We start from the raw sequence: 22,579 nt of genomic DNA, 5'->3' as shown, positions 1-22,579 counted from the left end.
TTTCTCCGGCATGACCCCACATCGCGCCATCGGCGCCGCGTTCGCCATCCACGGCGCCGTCGCCGGCAGCCTGGCCACCCGCCTCCCCTGGATCCAGGACCACCTCGGCCTCGGCGCCACCACCCTCGGCCTGATCCTGCTCTGCCCGTCGATCGGCGCGTTCGTCGCCATGCCCATGGCCAGCCGCCTGAGCTACCGGCTCGGCAGCGCCACCGCGACCAGGATCCTGCTCGCGCTGTGGTGTCTCGTGCTCGCGCTGCCCGCGCTCGCCCCCGTCCCCGCGGCGCTGGTCGCCGTCTTCCTCCTGTACGGCGCGGCCGCCGGCATGTGCGACGTGGTCATGAACGCCCACGGCGTCGTCCTGGAACGCCACCTGCGCCGCCCGATCATCTCGGGGCTGCACGGCAGGTGGTGCCTGGGCAGCCTGGCCGGCGGCGGCCTCGGCATCCTGGCCGCCCACACCGGGACGGACGCCAGGGCGCACCTCGGCGCGATGGCGCTGCTGCTGCTCGTCATGGGCGTCGTCGCAGGGCGCGGGCTGCTCCACGACGACATGACCGCCAACGGCTCGAGCGCCGAAGCGCCCGCGCCACGCCGCTTCGCCCTCCCGCCGAGGGCGGTCCTGGCCATCGGCGTGGTCGGCTTCTGCGGCACCTTCGTCGAGGGCGCCAGCTCCAACTGGGCGGCCGTCTACCTGACCGAGGTCGCCGCCGCCGGCCCCGGCATGGCCGCCGCCGGTTACACGGTCTTCATGCTGTGCATGGCGGGCGCGCGGCTGGCCGGTGACCGCCTGGTCCACCGGTTCGGGCCGGTGACGGTCGTCAGGGCGGGCGGGGCGCTGGCGGTCGTGGGTGGGATCATCGTGGTCGCCGCCCGCACGCCGCTGCTGTGCGTCGCCGGTTTCGCGCTGATCGGGCTGGGCGTGGCGACCATCGTGCCGCTGGTGTTCGCCCAGGCGGGTCACGTGGGGCCGACACCCGGCGAGGGCGTGGCGGGAGTCGCGACCATCACCTACCTGTCCGGCCTGACGGCTCCCGCGGTCACCGGCTGGGTCGCGGGCGGCATCTCCTACCCCGCCGCCTTCGGGATGATCACCGGCGTGGCCGTCCTGATGGTGCTGCTGGCGACGGCCATGCGCCCGCGCGTACGCCAGGCCCCGGCCGTCGAGCTCACCCCGGCCGGAGTATGAGCGCCGCCCGGAGTGTGAGCGCCGCCCGCTGTGTGAGCGCCGCCCGCTGTGTGAGCGCCGCCCGCGCGGGGGTCAGTCCGGTGGTGCCGCCGCGGGGAACCGTTCCCACACGCGGTGCCGTCCGAGCAACTCGACGATCCCGCCCAGCACCTCGTCGCCACGATCACCCAGCAGAACGCCGGGAGCCCCCGCGGGGGTGGCCGCCAGAGCGAGCGCCTCCATGGCGCCGTCCCAGCCGCCGATCGGCTTGCCGTGCCGGTAGACCTCGGCCAGGACGTTCCCTCTGGTCACGGGCGTCGTGGCGGTGCCCCTACCCGGGAGACTCCACATCAAAGCGGTTGCTTATTGACAGATGATAAGCATATATAGACGATATGCCTATGCTTACCAATATGGGCGACGTTAGGGAGCTGGACCGGCGTGCCGTACTTGCCGGCGTCGAGGTGGTGGCCAGGGCGACGAGCGAGGACCTCGGGCGGCCGACCCCGTGCGCCGGCTGGACGCTGGCCGACCTGCTGGCCCACATGACCGCCCAGCACCGCGGGTTCGCCGCGGCGGCCAGGGGAGAGGGGGCCGACCTCGCGGCCTGGCGCCTCCCTCCGGCGGACGACGACCTCCTGATGTCGTACGGGCAGGCCGCGCGGCACGTGATCGACGCCTTCGCCCAGGACGGCGTGCTCGAACGCGGGTTCACCCTCCCCGAGTTCGGCCCGGGGACGGTCTTTCCGGGGGCGCGGGCGATCGGCTTCCACTTCATCGACTACGTGGTGCACGGATGGGACGTCGCCACCGCCCTGGGGATCGGCTACGCGGTGGAGGACGACCTGGTCGAGGCCGCCTGGCCGATCGCCCAAGCGGTCCCCGACGACGAACGCCGGCTGACGCCGGGATCGGCGTTCCGGCCCGGACTGGCCGTGCCGCAGGACGCCACCCGCTTCGACCGGATCCTCGCCATGCTCGGCCGTTCACCCGCGCAGGGCACGGTCAACGCCCACTAGAGAGGCGACCGCTCGTCTCCGCAAGCCGTATCAACTACTCTTGATCACCCTCAGTCAAGATATTCAGGAGGAATCCCCCCATGGGCGTTATCAGGCGAAGTGCGACCCTCGCGCTCGGCACGGCGGCCGCGCTGGCGGCCTCGGTCGTGCTGAGTAGTCCGGCCATGGCGGCGTCGTCGCCGATCGAGGCCTGTGGCGGCGGGAGCTACCACGTCATCGACACCAAGGCGCTGGGCTCGTCCGCCACCATTTATCTGCTCTACAACGGGTCGACCAACTGCGTGGTCACCTGGAAGAAGGGCTCCGCCGTGGGCAACAGCGTCTGGGTGCGCGCGGTGGTGCAGGCGTACGGCTCGCCGGGCGTGGTGGACGCGGACTACTTCCGCTACTACGCCGGCCCGGTCAAGGTCAAGGCGCCGGGCAAGTGCATCATGTGGGGCGGCTCCTACGGCAGTCAGTGGTACGAGAGCCCCTTCGAGCACTGCGGCTGATCCTCCGAGGAAGCATCTGAAGGGGCGTCCCGTGACCGCGGGGTGCCCCTTGCGGCGCGTATCCCGGTGACGGGCCGATCCGTCGAAGCAGGGACCCGGCTAGCCAGGACCGTCCGCCCGCCGGGAGCGTGGTATTCCCGCGTGGGACCGTTCGCCCGCGGTGAGTCGCCAACTCCCGCTGTTCCCCTGTGGGGGGTGTGGTTGGGCCCGCTACGGACGGGCCTCCAGGAGGCGGACTGTCTCGGTGTGGCCGGTGCCGAGAAACGACTCCGAACGCAGTTGGCCCGTGGCCTCGCGCACCTCGGCCACGACGCGTTCGCCGCCGCCTCCGGACTCCTCGCGGCGCACGGTGATCCGCGCTTCGTCCGGGGCGTACTCCCTGGCCATGTCGAGCACGACCGCCTCGATGTCCCGGCCGGCGTACTCGCGGGCGAACTCGACCGGGAGCCGTCCCTGGTCGTCGGCGATCGTGGGATCGGCTCCGTGGTCGAGCAGCGCCCTGACCACGGCCGCCGTGCCGTACCTGGCGGCGTGCGCGAGGGCGGTGCCGCCGACGCTGTCGCGGATGTCGGGGTCGGCGCCCCGGTCGAGCAACGCCGACACGACGGCCAGATGGTCATGCGCGGCGGCCCAGTGCAGCGCCGCCATCGCGTGCCTGTCGGGGTCCTCCAGCCGATCGGGATCGGCGCCGCCGTCGAGCAGCGCGACCACGGCGTCGAGGTGCCCCCAGCACGCGGCGCCGCACAGCGGCAGCCCGTCGCTGTCGTCCCCGCTCTCCCGATCGGGGTCGGCCCCCGCCACCAGCAACATCCGCACAATGGCGGCGTTCCCCTGCACGGCCGCGCGGTAGAGGGCGGTGCCGCCGTCCTCGTCGGGAACGTCGGGAGAAGCGCCGCCGTCCAGCAGCCGCCTGACCTCGTCCGCGGCTCCGGTCGCCGCTGCCGTCACCAGTTCGCTTTCCGCCACCTGACCCAGTGTGGACGGCGCCGCCCCCGGCCTCCACCGGTTTTCGCCGCCCGCTGTCCCTTCGTGGGCGGTCTGGTCCGCGAAAGGGAAGATGGGCCGATGAGGCTGTTCGCGGCGCTTCGCGGGCCGTCCGCTCTGCAAAGCGCAGATGTGCCGGTCAGGCTGCTCGCGGGCCGTCGGTACGGCGGCCCGCGAGATCGTTCCGCTCGTGGCGCGACGGGGGAAGACTGAGAGGCGGGAGGGGCGGTCAACTGAAGGAGTGGGCATCCATGTCGTTCACCGAGGAAGAGCTCGCCTACCTGCGTTCGCAGCCGCTCGCGCGCCTCGCGACCGTCTCCGCCGACGGGCAGCCTGACGTGGTTCCCGTCGCGTTCGAGTTCGACGGAACCCACTTCTGGATCGGCGGCTCCGGCGAGACCGTCACCGGGACCCGTAAGTTCCGCAATGTCGGCGCGGGCGCACACCGGGTCGCGCTGGTGGTCGACGACCTGGTCTCCGTCGAGCCGTTCATCGCGCGCGGCATCCGGATCTACGGCCGCGCCGAAGGGCCGGTCGAGCGGGTCGGCATGATCGGCCCCGGCATCTTCCTGCGCGTCACCCCGACGCTCTCCTGGAGCTGGAACATGGCCGGTGAGCCCATCGGCGCCGCCTGGTACCCGTCGCGGCGCACCATCCACCGTGGTTGACGCCCGAAAGCCCATGCGGATGGACTTCGGCCTGGGAGCGACGTCGCCTGAGGCCCCCCGGCGGGGGCGTCCAGGCGTGCCCGCGCCTCAGCAGTGTTTGCTCAGCGACATGCCCTTGATGAGGTTGAACCAGCCAGAGTTGAACTTGCCCTCGGCGAACCACCGGTAGCGCTTCGTCCGGTCGGGCAGGTTCTTGACGAACTTGGTCCGGTCGCTCGGCAGAAAGTGCTTGTTGGTCAGCGAGGTGAGAACGGCGCCGTTGGCGTCCTTGAGGTGCGCCCACATCAGCCAGGCGTCGTTGTTGTCGCCGCTGGTGACCGTGCCGTCGAATTCCGCCGTGCCGTCGGGATACAGCGTCCATTTCGCGCCGGGGAACATCGTGCAGTCACCTGCCCGCATCGTGTAGTTCCAGGTGAAGACCTTGGGCGCTTGTGCCTGGGCGGTGCCGATGGTGGCGAACGACACCCCCATGATCACAGCTGCCGTAGTGGCGGTCGCCCTCGTCACCTTGCGGATTCCGCGCATGAGCTTCCTTTCGGGAGAATTGCGGTCGAGACCGTTGTGACTAGCTCTGAGGATCCGCCCGAATCGGAACGGGGCGCATGAGTAACCCCCTACTCATGAGCCGGTCGGCCGCCGCATAGGCACGAATGGCGACGGCCCCGCCCGACCTGCCGTCGTGGCGCGGCGTGATCGAGACGGGGCCGTGTGCGCGAGCTCGGCCGATGTCGAAGGTGGCGCGGGCGGCGGCAGCCCTCGGGCCGCAGGGTGACGCCGGCGACCGAACGCGCGTCGTGCCGGGCCGTACCGACCGGACAGCGGTGACCTCCGGAACAAGCGGCGAGATCAACCGGATGCGGTCACACGCTCCAGGACTCATGGACGGCGGTGACGGCCGACGAGACCGGACGGCCGCCTGTCCAGGTGACCTCAGGCGCCCCAGGCACACGATGCCCGCCGATCGTGATCGAGGCCTTGGCACATGGGATGACCTGCATGGACAGGCCGTGGCTGACTCCTCTGATCGAGAAGTCGGCAGTGGCGAACGGTCTGGCGTCGAGCGGCTCGCCGATCGTGACCGCCAGTTCGCCCGCCGTGGCGACAGCGCCGTCGGCCGGGTGGACACGCACCTCGACGGGGGCTCGCTCAACGGTGGCGGCGGGCCAGGACGGCAGCGCCCTCACCTCGTCGAACTCGCGGACGAAGTACTCCTCGATCCAGGTCGCCAGACCGGGATCGTCACCCACGACCCGCAGGACGCCGGGTACCCACACCACAAGCGCGGTGCCGGTGCCACGTGTCGACCAGTCGACCCGCCACACCGATGCGTAGCCAGAGGGCCGGCCATCTTCGTACAGGGTGACGAACGGATTGGCCCCGGACAGGAGCGGCCTCCGGGTCGTGTACTCGTCGGCTGACTTCACCCCTGGCTCCTTTCTCCACTGTGGTCGTTCACGGTAGTCCGGGACAAAGACTGGTGGTACGCGTGCTCCACCCCTTCGGGGAGACGGCCCCGCTCACCGACGGCATAGCCGTTGTCCCGGGCCCAGGCCCGAATCAGCGCCGTGGTCGCACCGCTGTCGAAGGGGATGACGACGGTTTCAGAGTCGTCGTCGAGCCCGTCCCAGCCCTCGTCGTCGGACAGCACTGTCGCGTTCCACGAGGAGGCCACGCTGGTTTCTGCGCTGGCGTCCGTCTCGCCAGGCTGGATTCCCCGGCTGTCGAGCTCGGCCCACAACGATTCCAGCGCGGCCGAGGAGTCGAAGAAGAACTCACTCTCTCTGACACGCCAGAACCGCCACCCTGCCCGCTTGAGCTCGCGCTCCCGATCCAAGTCCGCCTCTCGCTGCTCGGGGGTGCCGTGCCAGAAGTCGCCGTCGCACTCCACGGCGAGCCGCCCCTTGGCGCCGCTGACGACGAGGTCGATGCGGCGGCCGTTGACCTCCACCTGCGGGACCACGTGATAGCCGCGCTCACGGATCTTGAGAAAGACCCGCTGCTCGAAGAGCGAGTCGAACTCCGGGTGCGGGTGGTCGGCGGTCACGTCACTCAGCGGGCCGGAGAGCAGGGGAGCCGGCGGGTTGAGCAGGTAGGTGAGCAGCGACCGGCGCAAGCACACCGGGGAGAGCAGGTCGGGGCTGACCGAGTGGAACAGCCACATCTGGTCCTTGGCTCTGGAGGCGGCCACATTGAACCGGCGCTGCCACTCGGTGCTGGTCACCGCCGAGCGCCTCTCGGCGACCACCATGGACAGGAACACCACGTCGCGCTCGTCGCCCTGGAAGTCCGGCGGCGTGCCGACGCGCAGTTGCCGCTTCTCCCAGTCCTTGGGGTCCAGGCGGTCGAGCAGCAGGCTGTGGATGAGCTGCACCTGGCCGTTGCCCTGCAGCACCACCACGCCGAAGGTCCTGTCGTCGTAAGCAGGGTCGCCCGCGCAGGTGAGTATCTGCTCGACGATCGCCTCGGCCTCCTCCATGTTGCGCAGCCGCGTCGCCGAGCCCTCGCTCCGCGCACCGGTCATCCGGGTGACGCGCAGCGGCGGCAACCGCTCGGCGCCGAACTGCCGCAGCGGTATCAGCGGTTCGTCGGCGTAGAACTGCCGTGACGAGAAATCGATGATCTCCGGCATGCACCTGAAGTGCTCCTTGAGCCGGAGGACGGAGCCGAACCTCGTCGCCAGCAGGTCGAACAGGCTGGATTTGGGGGTGAACGCGTCGCGGAGATAGGCGGGCATGTCCGGCAGGTAGGTCGACAGCTTGTCGAAGATGGGCTGCAACTCGCCGTGGCTGACCGTGGACGGGGCACACTGCTTGTCGTCCCCGACCACGATGACCCTGGGGGCGAGCCAGAGCAGGAAGAGCGCCTCGATGCCGGCCTGGCTCGCCTCGTCGACGATGACCACGTCGAAGGAGTCGCGGCTCGGCGGGATCGTCTCCAGCACCTGCTGGAGCGGCATGATCCAGGCGGGGACGGCGTCGCGGGCGTGTGTCATCGCCTCGCGGGCCAGCGACTGGTACTTGGCGGCGTAGCGCCCCTGACCCTTGCCGAGCTTGCCGATGTGATCCTGGTAGGCCCGCAACGCCGTGGTCTGCTGAGTGGTCATCCGGCTCAGCGCGGCCTCCCAGGCCTGCTCGGCGGCGAGCTCGGCGGTCAGCCGCGCCTCCCGCGCTGTCGCGGCTTCCAGCTCGCCCTCCAGCTTCTGCTCCAGACCCGGCCGGCGCTGCTCGAGAAAGAAGGTCCGGGCCTTGGCCCACGCCCAAGCCCGGTCCCAGGTGGCGAAGTGGGGCGACCACGATCCGGCCTCGGCCAGCAGGTCGAGCAGCGCGGGGTGGGCCGTGCGGACCATCTCCGCGAGTTCGTCGCAGCGACGCTGCTGCTCCTGCTCCCGTTGCGCGGTGACCAGCGCGGTGAGGCACAGCTGGTAGGTGACGCCGTCCCGAACGGCCACGGCCTGGGCCGCCTCGAGCAGTTCCGGCGCCGGAGTGCCGCGCCGCGCCTCGTGCTGGAGGGCTGTGTGGAGTTCGTTGAGCTGCGCGGCGGCCTGCTCGGCCTCGAACTGGAGCCGTACGGCACGCAGTGCCGTCACGTAGGCCGACCACTCGACGGGTGTGCGCAACCCGACGTGTACGCCCACCCCGGTGAGCGACCGGGCCGTCTCGGCGACGGAGCGCAGGATCTGCCGCACCTGGTCGAGCCGACCGAAGGCGTCGTCCAGCTTGGCCACCGTGAGCTGGAGCGAAAGGTCTCGTGGGAACCGCACGCCGACCTGCTCCCACCCGCGCAGCAGCTGCTCGGCCGCGACGCGCCCTTCGAGCTCGGCCACGACCAGGGAAACGAGCTCGGCGCTGGTGGGCGTGATCCCGTCCACCAGGGTGTCGTCGAGCCATGATTGGGCCTGCTTCTGCACCGCGGAACGAAACAGCCCCCGCTTGAGCTGGTTTCCGGCGAGCAGATGGTCACGCAGCGCGCGCATGGCGTGGAGATAGGTGCCGAGCGCTCCCGGCGCGTCCAAGGCCGGGTGGTCGATCTTTCTGAAGCCCACGTGCCGGACCGCGTCGCGGACGGCCGTGAACTGGCCGGTCAGGGCGGCCACCTGGTCCCACAGGAAGGACTCCCGGCCGTTCAGCCCGTCGGTGAGCGCGCGGCAGGTCCAGTCGGTCGTATCCCACGCCTCGGCCTGCTCCGGCATCCCGAGTTGCTGGAGACGGAGCATCACATCGGCAGCTGTGGTCTCCAGTTGGGCGAGCAGCGGCGGCGAAAGATGCTCGAGTCGAGCGGAGACCTCCGTCTTGGCCTGCTGGGCGAGGCCCTGAGCGGCCACCTCGGCGGCGATCAACCCCTTGAGCGGCTGTGCGCCCGGTAGTGCGGACACGTCGGGGATGCGCTGGCCCGGCCTGGCCTTGCGCTGCGGCGTCTCCTGCGCGAGCAGGGTGATGAGCTCCGCGGCCTCGCCGACCGAGATGGGCGGCTCCTGGGAAGCCGAGGACGGCAGCGGCGTGGGCATCCACGAGCACTCGACGCCCTCGTGCGTCAGCCGCCGGACGATCTCCGGCAGAGTGCCCGCGTATCCGTGCGCTATCGGGGGGTGGCTGTAGGTCTCCGACTCGCGCAGCGCGCGGACGCGCTCGGTCAGCTCCGCCGTCCTACGGCGGGCCGCGTCGAGCTGGTGCCGCTTCTCGGCGATGCCCTTGGCCTGCCTGGCCGGGTCGAAGGACGAGAACCGGGTCGACAGCGCCTTCACCCCGCCCTCCAGTTCCGCGGAACCGCCCCGGCCCAGGTCGGTCATCGAGACGCACAATCCGGCGATCTCGGAGGGAAGCTTGTCCCGCAGCACCCGCAGGGCCTGCGCCTTCTGGCTGGTGACGAGCACCCGCTGGCCCTGGGCGAGCAGAGCCGACAGCAGGTTGGCGATGCTGTGCGTCTTGCCCGTCCCCGGTGGACCCTGCACGACGACGCCGTTGTCCGAACGCAGACGTGTCATGATGGTCCGCTGCTCGGGGTTGGCGGGCAACGGGAACAACGGGTCACGCCCGAGGTCGGCTCCCGATGTCACACCGCGTTCCCGCAGGAAGGCCATGCGCTCGGCCGGCTCGAGCGGAGCGACCAGCTGCGCCAGGCCGAGCGGGGTCTCGGCATCCGGGCCGGTCAGCGTGGCGATCATCCGGTCGTAGTAGGCGATCAGGGAGCCGCGGTCCCGCCTGCGCAGGACCAACGCGGGCGCCAGCCGTACCTCGGCGACCTTGGCTGGATTGTCGCCGGGGTCCCAGCTCGGTCGAAACCTGGCCTCGGGTTCCAGCCCTCGGTCGCACCACGACTCCAGCACGTCGCTCACGGAGCTCTGGAGTCCGGCGCCGTCGCCTTCCCTGACCCGCTGGCGCAGGCGGTCGGTGCGCTGCGGAGTGAAGCCGGACAGGTCGGCCAGCAGTTCGCGGTCCTCGAGCGAGGGCGCCGTCTCGCCCAGCAGGACGTCTACTCGCTCGGTGTCCTTGTCGACCTGGAGATGGAGACGGGTCGCGAGCAGATGGTTGCGCACGCGGGTGCCGTCTGGAGCGGTCCAGGAGAGCAGACCGGTCGCCAGGCAGAGCTCCCACTCGTCGTCGATCTGGCCGAGCCTGTTGGCGATCGAGTAGAGATCTCGGTGCCAGCGCTGCTGCCGTACCCGATCCCGCTCCTGGCCCGCCCAGCCCTGCCAGCGCGGCAGCCACGTGCCGTAGGCCTCGACGACGTCCGGTCGGTCGTCCTGGGTTTCGGAACGGGACGAAGGCCGGTCGTCCTGGTCGAGCTCCTCGACGATGCCAGGACCGGTCTCGGAGAGCTTCGGCGCGTCCAGTTCGGGGTCTGTCAGCTCGTGCGGCCGCAGCCAGCCGTCCAGTACGGCCGGCGGCACCGGGGGCGGCGCGCTCCGGACATGCTCCACCGACAGCAGGACCTCGCCGAGGTTCGCGCCGCGGTGCGGCTCGACCGCCTCCGGCAGGTCTGCCAACCACAGGACCTGACCATGGTTGCGCAGGTCCCGCACGGGGACGCGGCGGGCGGTGGCCAGGTCGCGAAGGAACTCCACCAGCCGGGTGGTGGAGTCGACCAGCAGGGGGTCGCGGGCTCGTGACGTTCGCGCGCTCACGTGGAGTGCTCCTTCTTGCTCGCACGGTGGGTCGGACAGGTGAGACGGGTGGCGAGCATGCCGACCTCGCTGTGCAGAGCGCGGAGCTCACCCGCGGTGGGACTGAGTTCGTAACCGTGGTAGCGGCAGGCCGCGCTGAGAGCCGACCAGGCGCGGACGGCAAGCCGTACCGTGTTCTGGTCGCGGTAGACCGTCAGGCACAACAACTGCGCGTTCATGTCGCAATCGCGTACGCCGGGCTGTGTCCGCTCCCAGAAGTCCGCCAGAGCCGCCTCCAACGCCATCCGGAGGAGGAAGGCCGTGGCCCGGGGCCACAGGCCCTGTCCCATGGTCCGCAGCAGCCGGTCGGCGTCGTCCAGGAGGCGAGTGCAGGAGCCCATGTCAGTGCACCTGCCGCAGTCGCCGGGTCAGCTTGGTGACGTACTCGATCGGGTCCTTGCCGTCGCCACGGAAGCGGACGTGGAACTGCTCGGGATCGTGGCTGCCCTTGTTGCAGGCGATGAACACGTCCCCGGCCCAGGCGCCGATGTGCTGGTTCAGCCAGCCCGTCACCTCCCGCTGGGCGGTCACGCCGAGGGCGAGCGCGGCGATCTGGCCGGTAGGGCGAGCCTCGGCGATACGCTTCTCGACCTCGTCGTGGCCGAGCCCTTCGGTCAGCAGTCGCCGCCTGGCCACCTCGGCGAACGCGGCGTCCAGCGCGATCCTGCACAGACCCGGCAGCACGGCCTGGCCCACCTCGGCGGGCAGGCGCGGGTGCGCGGCAATGGCTCGGGCGTCCTTCAGGGCGCGGTCGATCGGGTCGTCGGAGGCCACGACATCGAGCTCGGAGCGCTCCTTGCGGACGATCTCCAGGATGGTGGCAGGCAGGCGCATCCGCCGGACGGCCTCAGGGAGCCGGCTGTCGTGCGTGAACACCACCACCTGCCGGTGCTGGGCGACCACGTCCAGCAGTTCGGCCAGGCCGTCGACCTTGGCAGGGTCCATCGACTGGACCGGATCGTCGATGACCAGGAAGCGGAAGGGGCTGTCCGGCATCATCGCCCTCGGCAGGAACAGTGACAGCGCCAGCGCGTGGAGCTCGCCCTGGCTCATCACGCCCAGCGCCGCACCGGGGACGTCGTCCACGGTGACGTCCAGTTCGGCCTTGCGCGCTCCGCCTCGGCCGGTCAGCCGGATCCGGCCGAGCATGACGTTGCTCTGCTGGCGCATGATCTGCCAGTAACCCCTGGCGTCCTGCCCTTGAGCCTCCATGCGCTCGGCACGCAGGCCGTCGTGGACGGCGCGCAGCCACTCGTCGGCCTTCTTCGCCGGGACCAGCCGAGCCGTCGCCGCCATGGACTCACGGGCGTCCCTGCACCAGACGGCCACGGCGGAGACGACGTCGTACCACTGACTGTCCTGGTCGGCCAGGCGCTTGACGGCATCCTCCTTCGCCCGGCGGCAGGCTTCCGCCAGGCGAGTCGCGGACACGACGAACCGGCTCGGATCCTCCAGTGATCGGCAGGCCGCCCATGCTCGCCACACCTCGGCCAGCGGAGCGGGGACCCAGGCAGGAGGGTCGGTGACCAGCCGAGCGGCGCTCTCCGTGGCCAGGTGCAACTCCCGGCGTGCGGACTCGGCCGCCGTGGCCTCCGCGCGCAGCCGGGCGATCTCCCGCGCGGCCCGTGCCGCCCACGCGTCGTCCAGCCGCTCTGGCGCCTCGCACACGGGGCAGGCCGGATCGTCGGGATGCCGCCGGTGCTGGGCGAGCGCCAGCTCCAGCAGGTCCGCCCGGCCTCTGGCGTCCTCGGCCGCGGTCCCGGCCACCCGCTCGGCATCACCTCTCGCCGCCTGCAACCGCTCGGCTGCCTGCCGTACGGCCTCGATGTCGGGGCCCGTCAGCTCCGCGAGGCGACGCGAGGAGCGCAGCGACTCGTCCTCACCGCGCCGGTCACCCGAGACGAGTGCTTCGATGACACTCAGGTCTGGGTCGCGCTTGCCGAGTTCGTCGAGCACGGCCCTGGCCCGCGGATCGCCACTTGCCCTCACCTGGACGAGCAGCACGGGTAGCGCCTGCCTGGCGGTCTTGGCGGTCTTCTCCCAGGCCAGGACCTGTTCTCGCAGCCGCTTGCAGGCGTCTGCGAGTAGGCCGAGGCCCAGGACGGTGGAGATCTTGTCGTAGATCTCGGACGGCTTGTCCAGCGCGTCGCCCAGCTCGGCGTAGGGCAGAAAGGGGCGGTAGTCGGCTAGGGCTTGGTCGAGGCCCAACTCGGACAGCGGGGCGGGCCCATGACCGGGGCGGGTGACGGTGGCGGCGGAGTCGGTCACCTTCGGCCCCGTCCAGCAGCGGTGGACCAGGCTCGGCCCGCCGTCACCGGAGATCGCCAGCTCGACCTCGATCTCCGGTGGGGTGCCGGTGTGAAGGTTGGCGAAGCTGCTCGTCCAGATCTGGGACTTGTCCTTCCAACGGGAGTTCTCACCGGTCAGGGCCATCTCGACGGCCTCGGCGAAACTCGACTTTCCCGAGCCGTTGCGGCCGGTGACGATGGTCAGCCCGTTGGCCGGGGTGAGCGGCAGACGGGCCGAGCGGCCGATGCCACGGAACCCGCTGACACCTATCGCCCCCAGGTAGATGCCGCTCGGCGCGGATGAGAGTGGGCGGGGTGGCTCGCCGAGGGCGGCCAGGATCAGCTGTCCGGCCTCGGCGTTGAGGTCGGAGGCCGCGAGCCTGGCGCGAATCTGGTCGTGGAGCGTTGCATGCGTCGGGGAAGTGGACACAGCGGTCTCCTGATGGTGGGGGAAGTCATCGAAGCGCTTGCTCTGGGTGTGACAGTAGAGCATACGTGTATCGGATACACAAGAACACTTCCGTTTGCCGCCATATTGACCCCATTTGAGCCACTTTAGGAAGATCACCGAAGAGCTCTTCCGTAAACTCCATTCACACATATACTGTCCGTCTCTGACGTCGATCACAGGCAGGTGGCCATGGATCCGCTGGATCGCTCCGACTACGCGGCGGTCCTCGGTAACTTGGGGTACTCATGAACGACAGCGCCACCGTCGCAGCGGCCGACATCGCCCGACTCGCGGGGGTGGGGCGGGCCGCCGTCAGCAACTGGCGCCGCAGATTCGAGGACTTCCCCGCTCCCGTCGGCGGCACGTCGAGCAGTCCCCTGTTCTCGCTGGCCGAGGTGGAGGACTGGCTACGCCGTCAGGGAAAGCTGGCCGAGGTACCGCTCGACGAGCGGATCTGGCAGCAGTTGCGGGCCGGGGTGGAGGACCTCCACCTGTCGGCGGTCGTCGGACATGTGGGGGCGTTCCTGCTGCTCCTGGACAGGAATCCGGCCGCGTGGAAGAAGCTCGCCCGATCGGCGGAGGTCTCCTCCGCCGACTTCACCCCCGAGGGGATGCCCGAAGGCGAGACCATGACGTTCCCGACCACGCTGCTGGCGGGGATCGCCGAACTGGCCGCCGAACGGGGGGCCGCGGCCATCTTCGACTTCCTCTGCGACCGTTACCTCGACGCGCACACACGGCGCGTGGCCGCGATGTCCGCGGAGGCCGCAGAGCTGCTGGCCGCGCTGGCCGGCCCCGAGAGCGAGACCGTCTTCGACCCGACCTGCGGTCTCGGCGCGTTGCTGCTGGCGGCCGCCCCGGGGGCGGCCATGCTCTACGGCCAGGACCGCGACGAGAACGCGGCCAGAATCGCGGCCGCCAGGCTGCTGCTGCACGGTCACGAGGCCGTGATCAGAGTCGGCGACTCCCTGCGCGCCGACGCCTTCGGCTCCCTGCAGGCCGACGCCGTCCTGTGCAACCCGCCCTTCGGCGAGCGCTCATGGGGATACGAGGAGCTGGCCGGGGACATGCGCTGGCAGTACGGCCTGCCGCCGCGCGGCGAGCCGGAGCTGCCATGGGTACAGCATGGCCTGTTCCATCTCAAACCCGGCGGCCACATGGTCGTCCTGATGCCGTCGGCCGCGGCCGACCGCCGCTCGGGCCGCCGCATCCGTGCGCAGCTCCTGCGCACGGGCACACTGCGCGCCGTCGTGGCTCTTCCCACCGGCACCGCCCCCCAGGCGCTCGGCACACCACACCTGTGGATCCTGCGCAAGCCGATGCCCGACGACCCGATCCCCACCCACGTCCTCATGGCCGAGGCAGCGGAGCGGATCAAGGAGACCGTCCTGGCCCTGTGGCGGGGCTTCTCGCCGGAGTCAGAGGGAGCGGTCCCGCTGATCGACCTGCTGGACGAAGAGGTCGACCTCACTCCCGCTCGCCATCTCGCGAGCGGCCGCGCCGACGCCGAGGGCTTCTCCGCCGGCCTCGACGCCCTCGCGGCCGCCGTGTCCGCGGCCCGCGCGGCCCTGGAGGCGCTGCGAATCGTCGCCGCACCCACCGGCGAGCTGCCCATGGCCACGATCGCCGAGCAGATCAGGGCGGGCGCCGTCACTCTCTACCAGGCCCCCCGGCACCAGGCGGCCGAAGGCAGGCTGCCCATGCTCACCGTCGAGGACGTGCTCGCGGGCAGGGGTCCCAGCGGGCGCACGTCCATGGGCATGGAGATGGTCCTTCTCGAACCTGACGACGTGGTGGTTCCCGCCGGTGGACGTGCGTTCGTCGCCCAAGTCGTCAAGGAGGGCGGTGCCGTACTGGGCAGTGGCCTGCACGTGTTCCGCGCCGACCCTTCGCGGCTCGACCCGCGCTGCCTGGCCGGCTTCCTCAGGGTGGCCGGACTGCAGGCGGGCACGGGGACCTCGCGTTCCGACATCAGGCGGGTGGAGATCCCCAGGCTGCCCATGGCGGAGCAGCGCAGGCTGGGTGCGACGTTCCAGCAGCTCGAGGCGCTGGAGACGGCGGTCGGCCAGGTGGCCGTGCTGGGTTCGGCCCTGGTCAGGGAAGGGTTCGCCGGGATCGGCAACGGCAGCCTGACCCCCGAGGCGTGAGCGCCCCCTACGCGGGCGGCTCGGCTGTCAGGCGCAGCAGGAGCAGGGCGACGTCGTCGCTGCGGCGGTTGGCGCCCTGGGCGTTCCTGATCAGGCGTTCGGCCAGCTCGTCCAGGTGCTCGTCGGCGGCGTGCGCCAGCCTGGCGCCAAGAGCGGTCAGGCCGTCGTCGAGGTCGGTCCCCGGCACCTCGATCAGACCGTCGGTGTAGAGCGCCAGGAGGCCGCCGACCTCCAGCGGGATCTGCGTGCACGGGAAGTCCGCCTCGGGATCGATGCCCAGCAGGATCCCCCCTGGGACATGGACGATCTCGACGCGGCCGTCGGGATGCCGCAGGAGCGGCTCGGGGTGACCGGCCCTGGCAAGGCGCGCCACCCGGCGTCCGAGGTCGAGATGGACGTAGACACAGCTGGCGAACAGATCCGGATCGAGGTCGGTCAGCATCTGGTTGGTGCGCGTCAGCACCTCGCCGGGATCGGCGCCGGCCGCGGCATAGGCGCGTACGGCGGTGCGGATCTGCCCCATGAGGGCGGCGGCGGTGACATTGTGCCCTTGGACGTCGCCGATGATGGCCGCGGCGGTGTCGTCACGCAGGCGGATGAGGTCGTAGAAGTCGCCCCCGATGTCCATGCCTTCGGTGCCGGGCAGGTAGCGCGCCGCGGCGGCCAGTCCCGGCAGGCGGGGAAGAGCGTGGGGGAGCAGGCCCTGCTGCAGGCCGCGAGCGAGTTCCGCCTTGGCGTCGTACAGCCGCGCGCGTTCCATCGCCTGCGCGATCAGGCCGCCCAACGAGGTGAGGACGGCCCGCTCCTCGACGCTGAAGCGGTGGGGTTCGCAGAAGGCGAGCACGCAGGTGCCGACGGGACGGCCGGAGGCGATCAGCGGCAGCAGCGCCCAGGCGGCCATGCCGTCGTCCGGCGCGACGGCCGACGGGTAGATCTGGTACAGCTCCTCGTGCGACTCGAAGAAGTTCGGCACGCCGGTGACCATCGCGCGGATGCTCGGCGTCGGCGCGGTCAGCGACAGCTGGCCGTACTGCTCGATGATGTGGGGCGGGAAGCCCCGATGACCGGCGACGCGCAGGCGCCCCTCCTCGGCCGTCATCAGCGCCACGGCCTGGGCGCCGAACGCGGGCATGATCTGGTCGGCGACCAGATCCACCACATCCTGTACGCTGGCGGCCTGCGTCAGCGTGCTCGCCAGATGGAGGACGTGGTAGATGGCCCCCGCCCTGGTGGGCAGCGCCACGTCGATCGGCACCGTCGAGGGCGCGGCCGCCTTCGACTCCACCGGAGCGGGGCTGATGCGCACGGTGATGCCGGTGATCGAGGGATACAGGTCGAAGGCCAGCCACCGCTCCGGCGGGCACAGCGCCACGAACGAGGTCGGCTGCTGGCTGATCATCGCTCTGCGGTAGCGGTCCTCGTACAACGGGTCGTCCAGCCACGGCAACACGGTCCAGGGCTGGGCGCCGATCAGCCGCATCGGCGACTCGCCGAGCAGCGCGGCTCCCCTCGGGCTGATGTAGGTGAGGCGGCCGCGGATGTCCAGCGTGCACATCCCCTCGGGCAGGCGCGCCACCATCTCCCCGAGCACCGCCGCCGGATCGGCGCGCGGCGCCGCGGGGCGTCCGCGCCCGTCCTGCCATCCCGTGGGAGCGACCGCCTCCAGCTTGTCCGCCAGTACGGCAGCGGCCGCCACGAGGCGGTCGCGGGTCTCGACCGGAGGCGGCGGATAGGTGCCCGACCAGACGATGAACATCGCGCCGTGGTCGGACAGCGGGAGCGCGGCCAGCGAGAACTCGTACGGCAGGGCGAGGGCGATCGCCGGGTAGCGGCGCACCATGTCCTCTTCGTCGCCCACCCACACCAGCCGCCGGTCCCGCACCGCATCGGCGACCGGGACCGAGGCGGTCAGGCTCACCCGCTCCCACGGCTGGGCGAACTCTCTCGGCAGCCCCTCCATCACGACCAGTTCCAGCACCTGGCCCTCGGGGTCCAGGCGGTAGACCGCGCCGGTGTGGGCGCCGATCTCCTCCAGCAGCTCGGTCAGGCTCTTGGCCAGCGCGTCCCAGTCGTCCCTGCCGTCTCGTCCCTCGTCTGAGGCGTCGGCAGCGTCGGAGTGTGGGAACCGTCCCGCCAAAGCCACCACCTCATCTCAGGCTCCTACATATGGGACGTTACCCCGACTGACCTGGAGCTTTGGCCCCGCGTACCCGCTGCCATGAGTGTTTCTCCCCCTGCCCCACTAAGCACCATGAATTAGCCATAAAATCGGACATAAGGTATATAGGACGCCAAGCCTCCTTCCCCGGGAGGTGGTTTCATCGACCGATGTCGCGGTCGCCGTCCCACCGGAAAGACGCCCCCATGAGCCAGGACAGCAGCAGCGTTTTCGAGATCGACCTCACCCTGGATGAGACTCGCCGCCGGGCCGCGGTCATGGCGGCCCTCGGAGCGGGCTGGGATCCCCTGGAGGTGATGAGAGGGGAGCAGGAGGCCTACGACCTCCTCTACTCCGGCCTCGACGAGCGGCAGCAGGAGATCTACGACATGCTCGTGGCCGCCCAGGTCCTCCCGCGAAGGGAGTCGAGCCGTGCTGCCGATTGATCCCCACGCCGATCTGGGCCGCAGAGCCTGGGTGTCGTGCCCCGGCTGCTTCGACGACAAGGGCTGCGGAGAGTGCGGTGGCGGCCGTAACTGCGGGGCGCACTGGCGCTACCTGCTCGGCGTCTCCGGAAACCGGCTGCACCTCCAGTGTCCCGGTTGCACCCACATCTGGGATCACGCGACCCGCTTCGGCGCGGGCGGGAACGCCCCTGCCTGACCCGCGCCCGCCCGGCCGGACGCCGCGAAGCTACAGCGGCCAGGGTTCGTATCCGGGCGGCCGGTAGTCGGAGTCGACGGGCACCCGGCCGCACCAGTCGTGGACCTCGCAGATCACCATCACCGAGGCCTGGACGAGCCCCCGGGTCAGCGTCGTGGCCGCGGCGGCGGGCACGTATCGCTCCGGCTCCCACCCGGTGATGATCAGCCCGTCATAGTGGGGGACGACCTGACACATCGGTCCACGACTCATGGACATACCTGCCTCCAACCCATGCGGAACGGATCTCACCGAAGGCGGGGGTCATCTGAGTACAACACATGACGCAGCGTCACAGGGGCCTGGGGGTGCCCCGGCTCGTTCAACCTTTCCGCTGCGTGAGCCAAAGCGATTCTCGGGTGGCTGGCCGGCGCGCCGGAGGTCGACCTGGCCGAGGACCACGCGAGTGCTGCCCGAAGGATCTGGCTGTCCCTGCGCGAGTTACGCGAAGCTCGGTGCCGTCGAAACTGGTCGGCTTTACCCGCTATTACTCCGCTACGATCGCCCGGGTGTCGTCCTCCATCGAAGAAACAGCTCCACGCGGGCGCGCGCGGGTCTGGTTCGCCGCCATCGGGGCGGCGATCCTCCTGCCCGTGGCCATTGCCTGGCCGCTCGGCGGGCTCGAGGAATCCAGGAAGAACACGCCCCCTCAGATCGCCGTCGGCCAGAAGGTGAAGGGCAACCGCTTCCAGTTGGTCCCGCGCAAAGCCGTCTACACCACCGAGGATCCGAATCCGTCGCCCTTCGGCGCTCCCCAGAAGGGGAGATACGTGGTGCTCGATCTGGTCGTCACCAATGTCAGCGCGATGCCCGCCGATGTCACCGAACTCATGGCCAAGGATCTGCGCGTGCGGGTCGACGGCAAGGCCGTCGACATGGTGATGGATCTCAAGGAGCGGCTGATCCTCCGGGACGGCGACAACCGCGGCACCCTGCTCAATCCCGGCCTGCCGGAGAACGTGCGCTTAGCCTGGACGGTGCCGGAGGGCGCCGCGGTCCCCAAGCGGCTGACCGTCGCCATCCATGATGAGGACTACAAGCCGAGCTGGTCTCTGCTGGGCTACTACTCGGGCACCTCGCTCTGGTACACCGACGACGAGAACCCGATGGCGATCCTCGAGACCCCGCTGGAGCGAGCATGAGAAGGGCGCTCACGATCGCGGCCGCGGCCCTCCTGCTCGTCGCCATCGGCGCCGTCCAGCGGCTGCAACCGAACGGCGACCGCATGTACCGGCCCATAGCCTCCACCGGGACGGTAGGGCAGGAGGTGCGCACGCTGCCGTACTCCATCCGCGTCGACCAGGTGGACGCCGCTCGTGAGCTGCGGCTGAAGGGCTTCCTCGACATCGTCGAGCGCAAGAGCACCAAGGGCGTCTGGGTCGTGGTCGAACTGACCGCCACAGCGACGAACCAACAGGTCAGGCTCGGCGATGTCACGCTGCGTGCCGCCAATGGCAGCCTGTATGCCGCCACCGATCGTTTCCAGGGATTCGACTCGGTCAACCTGGAGGCGGGCATCCCCGCGGCCGGCTGGATCGCCTTCGAACTGCCCCCGGAAGCCGTCAAGGGCGCCGTGCTGTGGATCACCGGCGCCAGATATGCCAGTTTCCACCGGCTCAACGGCGCGCTGGGCCCGGCCGCGGAGATCGAGCTCGGGCTCACTGGAATCACCGCTCAGACGATCACGATCGCCAAGGAGGGCACGTGAGTGAGCTCGTCCAGGGACAGCATGAGACGAACGAGCCCGCCCAGCCAGATCCCGTGACCAGACCGGCGGGTGCCCGCAGGCGCGCGCGGCAGCTGTGGTACGGCCCCGCCCTCGCCGCCGCGGTGGCCGTAGTGGTGGCGATCCAGGTGCTGCCGAAGCTGGAGCAATACGCGCTGCGCGCGGGAGGTGAGCCGATTGAGGTGGCAGCCGGCGCCTCGGCCACCTTCGCGGGCTCCACCTGGCGCCTGATCAGCATGACGCCCGCCGCCGACCAGGACCTGCCGAAAGGCACCAAGGGCGTCACGGCCGTCATCGGCGTCGAACCGCCCGACGAGCAGGCCAGCAAGGCCCTGGCCAAGGGCTGCGCGGCGGCCGTGCGCGATCCGAGAGACCGGCTGTGGACCTCGAGCACCAAGGTGAAAGGCGTGAAAGGCGTCTCCACCCTCTGCACCGAGATCGACGACAAGACCTACAAGCCGATCCTGGTGCGCCCCGGCACCGAGGTGAGGTGGCAGGCCTCCTTCGCCGTTCCCGCCGACGCGCTCAGCTCGCTGCGCGTCGAAGTGCGCCTTGATCAGCGGGATGTGGACTTCCTACGGCTGACGCCCCCCGCAGCACCATCTGCAGAGCCGCCGCGAGCAGACTGATCCGCAGCACCTCGTAGACCGCGGTCACCCCGAATCTGATCGGCCCGTGCCACAACGTCCACCAGTTGCTTTCGTGTGGGCCGACCAGGTTCGTCACGCCGATGAAAGCCCAGTCTCTGCCGACGCCCAGCAGCAGGTAACACAGGCAGAAGACCAGAAAGAAGACCGGGCCGGCGCTCAGGAGCATGCGCAATCCGTTCAGCATCGGCGTGTACTTGTCCCGGACGTCGCGCGAGACGAACTCCGCCGCTCTGCGCACCGGGTCCGGCGCGGCCGCGCGGATGCGGCCCGCCCTCGCCTGCACGCGGGTGCCCTGGATGAGCGCCTCCCCCTGGCCCATGTCCCGCCCGTAGACCACGGCCGCGATCGTCACCCACACCAGCGGGAGCACCAGGGCGTCGCCTACGTCCGGCACGACCACGGCGACAGCGTCCCCGACCGGACCGAGCACCGTCCCGACCGCGTCGCTCGCGCCGGCCCAAGCGGCTCTGGAAGTCAGCCAGTCCACCCGTTCGCCGATGAAGTGCTCGATGCTGATCACCGCGAAGAACATCCACATCGACTCCATGCCAATCGCGAGCAGGCCGAGCCAAGCCTTCAGGTGCCGTTGGTATGCCTTCTCGATCACTACCCGGATCGCGAACGCGCCGGCGGCCATCAGGGAGGTCGTCAGAAGCGGATCGAAGGTCAGGTTGTCGATCTCCTGCACGCCGAACAGCTCCTGCGCCAAGATGCTGTACTGGCGGACGTCGTCGGCGAACAAGCCCCAGGCGCCGTAGAGAGCCAGGAACGGCAGCAGCGTGTGACCGATGAGGGTTGCCAGGCGGCCTGACTGCCCGTCGGGCGCGGTAGTCCGCGCAGGGGAGATCCGCAACGTGCGCAGCATCGCGACATAGGCGGCCAGCGTCGCGAGCACCGCCATGCTCATGACGGCGAAGCCCAAGAACTTGCGCGGAGCTTCCACATCGCCGACATAGACGGCGGCCACCAGGATCAGGTCGTGCGCGATCCGGCCCAGCGTGTAGAACAACGCGAGCGGGAAGAAGAAACGCGCAGCCAGGGCAAGAGCGTCCCGTGGCAGCAGGAACGGGGAGAATAACGCTTTCATCCCGACGGATCGTACCGAGGTGACGGTCGCTGTGCACGGCGGCCACGGCGCGGAGCGGCCGACACACTTTGGCCCGTCGTCGCGGTGGGCGGTGAGCAGGCCGGCGAGGTCGCCGGGGCCGTTCCGGGCCGGGCGTCCGAGGATGCGTGCCGTGAGCAGGCGCCGTCGATCGTACGTCGGGGACGTCGAGATGCGGGCACCGCCGTACCGAGGGAGTGGCCGTCGCGGGAGCGACGGGTCAGGAGCGTGTAGCCGGCCGACGCGGTGACGATGCCGACCGGCAGCGCGAGGTCCATCCCGCCGAGGGCCTGCGCGATCGGGCCCGTGTACAGCGTGTTCACGCAGAGGGCGGCCGCGGCGGTGCCCGTCGTGAGCGCCAGGGCGCCCGCCCAGTTGACGCCGCCGGTTCACCTCGCTCGGCGTGCCCGAGGCCGGGCCCGAGACGGCGAGCAGGCCGACCGGCCCCCAGAACAGGTTGCCCGCCACGATCACCGCGAGCGCCCTGCCACAGGCTCACGCCCATGAGGATCAGGGCGCGGTGACCACCAGGCTCATTGACTTCCTTAGTCATCCCTAGTGTTATGCATGTATAGTTGGTGTGTGGAGTTGCTGCGGATCTCCAAGGCCGCCAAGCGCCTGGGCATCCATCCGATGACGCTTCGCCAGTGGGCTATCGACGGCAAGATTCCGTTCTCCTGGGTCGGCCGTGAGCGCCGGTTCTCCTCAGTCGATGTGGAGAACATGAAGCGCGGCAGCGACTCGGCGACCTTCCGCCCCCGGCGGGAGGTTCTGTATGTGCGCGTCTCGGGCTCGTCCGGGCAGGAATCGTCGCTGGATGCGCAGGAGGAGGAATTGCTGGCCACGTCCACGGGCGAGGTCG

General features: G+C 70.3%; 21 protein-coding genes. 11 read left to right on the top strand and 10 right to left on the bottom strand.

Annotated elements, in window-relative coordinates; all coding sequences use genetic code 11:
• Positions 1-10: 10 nt before the first annotated feature.
• Positions 11-1,189, top strand: coding sequence for an MFS transporter (locus ACFXJ8_RS22070; RefSeq protein ID WP_379645800.1), 1,179 nt, complete (start codon positions 11-13; stop codon positions 1,187-1,189).
• Positions 1,190-1,261: 72 nt separating this feature from the next.
• Here ACFXJ8_RS22070 and ACFXJ8_RS22065 read toward each other — a convergent pair whose 3' ends face one another.
• A complete protein-coding gene (locus ACFXJ8_RS22065; protein ID WP_379645799.1) occupies positions 1,262-1,480 on the bottom strand; it encodes a hypothetical protein in 219 nt (72 codons plus the stop codon).
• Positions 1,481-1,581: 101 nt separating this feature from the next.
• Between ACFXJ8_RS22065 and ACFXJ8_RS22060 the strand changes: the two genes are divergently transcribed.
• Positions 1,582-2,187, top strand: coding sequence for a TIGR03086 family metal-binding protein (locus ACFXJ8_RS22060; RefSeq protein ID WP_379645798.1), 606 nt, complete (start codon positions 1,582-1,584; stop codon positions 2,185-2,187).
• Between the two features lie 80 nt (positions 2,188-2,267).
• A complete protein-coding gene (locus ACFXJ8_RS22055) occupies positions 2,268-2,678 on the top strand; it encodes a hypothetical protein (RefSeq protein WP_379645797.1) in 411 nt (136 codons plus the stop codon).
• A gap of 210 nt (positions 2,679-2,888) precedes the next feature.
• On the opposite strand, the gene ACFXJ8_RS22050 is transcribed toward ACFXJ8_RS22055, so the two are convergent.
• The gene (locus tag ACFXJ8_RS22050) at positions 2,889-3,644 is read right to left on the bottom strand and encodes an ankyrin repeat domain-containing protein (protein WP_379645796.1); all 756 of its coding nucleotides are present in this window, start codon (positions 3,642-3,644) and stop codon (positions 2,889-2,891) included.
• A 269-nt stretch (positions 3,645-3,913) separates the two neighbouring features.
• On the opposite strand from ACFXJ8_RS22050, the gene ACFXJ8_RS22045 reads away from it, so the two are divergent.
• Positions 3,914-4,330: a PPOX class F420-dependent oxidoreductase gene (locus ACFXJ8_RS22045; protein ID WP_379645795.1), complete on the top strand. Its 417-nt coding sequence runs from the start codon at positions 3,914-3,916 to the stop codon at positions 4,328-4,330.
• A gap of 87 nt (positions 4,331-4,417) precedes the next feature.
• Here the strand turns inward: ACFXJ8_RS22045 and ACFXJ8_RS22040 are convergent, their stop codons facing one another.
• The 5 genes from ACFXJ8_RS22040 to ACFXJ8_RS22020 form a co-directional block, all read right to left on the bottom strand.
• Complete coding sequence (locus ACFXJ8_RS22040) at positions 4,418-4,855, bottom strand: DUF6294 family protein (RefSeq protein ID WP_379645794.1); 438 nt, start codon at positions 4,853-4,855, stop codon at positions 4,418-4,420.
• Between the two features lie 335 nt (positions 4,856-5,190).
• Positions 5,191-5,754, bottom strand: coding sequence for a hypothetical protein (locus ACFXJ8_RS22035; RefSeq protein WP_379645793.1), 564 nt, complete (start codon positions 5,752-5,754; stop codon positions 5,191-5,193).
• Positions 5,751-10,451 carry an AAA domain-containing protein gene (locus ACFXJ8_RS22030; RefSeq protein ID WP_379645792.1) on the bottom strand — a complete coding sequence of 1,567 codons (4,701 nt, stop codon included), beginning with the start codon at positions 10,449-10,451 and terminating at the stop codon, positions 5,751-5,753. The genes ACFXJ8_RS22035 and ACFXJ8_RS22030 overlap by 4 nt, the downstream gene beginning before the upstream one ends.
• Positions 10,448-10,831: a hypothetical protein gene (locus ACFXJ8_RS22025; RefSeq protein ID WP_379645791.1), complete on the bottom strand. Its 384-nt coding sequence runs from the start codon at positions 10,829-10,831 to the stop codon at positions 10,448-10,450. Before ACFXJ8_RS22025 ends, ACFXJ8_RS22030 begins: the two co-directional genes overlap by 4 nt.
• 1 nt (position 10,832) lies before the next feature.
• Positions 10,833-13,208 carry an AAA family ATPase gene (locus tag ACFXJ8_RS22020; RefSeq protein WP_379645790.1) on the bottom strand — a complete coding sequence of 792 codons (2,376 nt, stop codon included), beginning with the start codon at positions 13,206-13,208 and terminating at the stop codon, positions 10,833-10,835.
• Between the two features lie 266 nt (positions 13,209-13,474).
• On the opposite strand from ACFXJ8_RS22020, the gene ACFXJ8_RS22015 reads away from it, so the two are divergent.
• Positions 13,475-15,376, top strand: coding sequence for an N-6 DNA methylase (locus ACFXJ8_RS22015; RefSeq protein WP_379645789.1), 1,902 nt, complete (start codon positions 13,475-13,477; stop codon positions 15,374-15,376).
• Positions 15,377-15,383: 7 nt separating this feature from the next.
• On the opposite strand, the gene ACFXJ8_RS22010 is transcribed toward ACFXJ8_RS22015, so the two are convergent.
• On the bottom strand, positions 15,384-17,513 hold the full coding sequence (locus tag ACFXJ8_RS22010; RefSeq protein ID WP_379645788.1) for a SpoIIE family protein phosphatase: 2,130 nt from the start codon (positions 17,511-17,513) through the stop codon (positions 15,384-15,386).
• Positions 17,514-17,740: 227 nt separating this feature from the next.
• Here ACFXJ8_RS22010 and ACFXJ8_RS22005 point away from each other — a divergent pair, with 227 nt between their 5' ends.
• Together ACFXJ8_RS22005 and ACFXJ8_RS22000 are read left to right on the top strand one after the other, a co-directional pair.
• Entirely contained in the window at positions 17,741-17,980 is a 240-nt protein-coding gene (locus tag ACFXJ8_RS22005) for a DUF6400 family protein (RefSeq protein WP_379645787.1), read from the top strand.
• Positions 17,967-18,197: a hypothetical protein gene (locus tag ACFXJ8_RS22000; protein ID WP_379645786.1), complete on the top strand. Its 231-nt coding sequence runs from the start codon at positions 17,967-17,969 to the stop codon at positions 18,195-18,197. Before ACFXJ8_RS22005 ends, ACFXJ8_RS22000 begins: the two co-directional genes overlap by 14 nt.
• 30 nt (positions 18,198-18,227) lie before the next feature.
• On the opposite strand, the gene ACFXJ8_RS21995 is transcribed toward ACFXJ8_RS22000, so the two are convergent.
• Positions 18,228-18,449: a hypothetical protein gene (locus ACFXJ8_RS21995; protein WP_379645785.1), complete on the bottom strand. Its 222-nt coding sequence runs from the start codon at positions 18,447-18,449 to the stop codon at positions 18,228-18,230.
• 242 nt (positions 18,450-18,691) lie between these two features.
• On the opposite strand from ACFXJ8_RS21995, the gene ACFXJ8_RS21990 reads away from it, so the two are divergent.
• The 3 genes from ACFXJ8_RS21990 to ACFXJ8_RS21980 are packed head-to-tail and all read left to right on the top strand — an operon-like array spanning position 18,692 to position 20,591.
• Positions 18,692-19,378, top strand: coding sequence for a hypothetical protein (locus tag ACFXJ8_RS21990; protein ID WP_379645784.1), 687 nt, complete (start codon positions 18,692-18,694; stop codon positions 19,376-19,378).
• Positions 19,375-19,944 carry a hypothetical protein gene (locus tag ACFXJ8_RS21985; RefSeq protein WP_379645783.1) on the top strand — a complete coding sequence of 190 codons (570 nt, stop codon included), beginning with the start codon at positions 19,375-19,377 and terminating at the stop codon, positions 19,942-19,944. The genes ACFXJ8_RS21990 and ACFXJ8_RS21985 overlap by 4 nt, the downstream gene beginning before the upstream one ends.
• Complete coding sequence (locus ACFXJ8_RS21980; RefSeq protein WP_379645782.1) at positions 19,941-20,591, top strand: hypothetical protein; 651 nt, start codon at positions 19,941-19,943, stop codon at positions 20,589-20,591. Before ACFXJ8_RS21985 ends, ACFXJ8_RS21980 begins: the two co-directional genes overlap by 4 nt.
• On the opposite strand, the gene ACFXJ8_RS21975 is transcribed toward ACFXJ8_RS21980, so the two are convergent.
• On the bottom strand, positions 20,488-21,699 hold the full coding sequence (locus ACFXJ8_RS21975; protein ID WP_379645781.1) for a hypothetical protein: 1,212 nt from the start codon (positions 21,697-21,699) through the stop codon (positions 20,488-20,490). The two genes, ACFXJ8_RS21980 and ACFXJ8_RS21975, sit on opposite strands and share 104 nt — an antisense overlap.
• 600 nt (positions 21,700-22,299) lie before the next feature.
• Here ACFXJ8_RS21975 and ACFXJ8_RS21970 point away from each other — a divergent pair.
• Positions 22,300-22,579 (top strand): excisionase family DNA-binding protein (locus ACFXJ8_RS21970; RefSeq protein ID WP_379645780.1); only part of this gene is annotated, 280 nt, incomplete at its 3' end.

Source organism: Nonomuraea sp. NPDC059194 (genome assembly GCF_042754765.1).
Taxonomy (GTDB): domain Bacteria; phylum Actinomycetota; class Actinomycetes; order Streptosporangiales; family Streptosporangiaceae; genus Nonomuraea.
This window is presented reverse-complemented; position numbering and strand designations above follow the sequence as displayed.